The organism is Bartonella sp. CM120XJJH, from assembly GCF_042194715.1.
GTDB lineage: Bacteria > Pseudomonadota > Alphaproteobacteria > Rhizobiales > Rhizobiaceae > Bartonella.
Map to the genome: position 1 here is coordinate 1 of NZ_JBHINE010000167.1, position 525 is coordinate 525.

The 525-nt window shown below is 37.3% G+C and carries 1 protein-coding gene; it reads right to left on the reverse strand.

The features are described 5' to 3' along the window. Positions 1–236: 236 nt before the first annotated feature. On the reverse strand, positions 237–428 hold the full coding sequence (locus tag ACFIKU_RS10395; protein ID WP_375610289.1) for a hypothetical protein: 192 nt from the start codon (positions 426–428) through the stop codon (positions 237–239). Between the last annotated feature and the right edge of the window lie 97 nt (positions 429–525).

The window sequence follows — 525 nt, forward strand, 5'->3', positions numbered from 1 at the left end:
TGTAAAATTTTATCAAATTTATTGTTTGTAAATATCACCACGACCACTGTCTTTTCTTGAAGACATGCAACCTAAAAACAACTTCTCTTTGTTTATAAATCGTCTCTCCAACTCTCTCTTCCAGTCATAGCCTATAAAAGTAAGGATAGAGTGCTTTGATTGGACACCATCTTCTCACCCCCTCCCAAGTCCCATATATTTTACAGCCCTCATTTTATAGCACCTCCTGTCGTGCTTTAAGAAGGCATTTTAACGATGATAGGAACGTGTACAAAAGTATCTAGAGCAATATCTTTTAAATAATGGAGATTGCTTATTGCTTCACACTTTTGTTTATTCCGTTTTTTAATGGGATTTTGTTCCTCACGGAAAACAGAACGCCCTTTTGTTGCAGTTTCATGGGCTTGTTTTAAAGATATATCTCTCAAAGAGCATCCAAGCTTATTTCGCGACGGCGTCCATGAATGCTATAACAGTAAAGCTATTGAGCACCTTCATCTTTACGTTTGTGAAGAAGCAAGACGG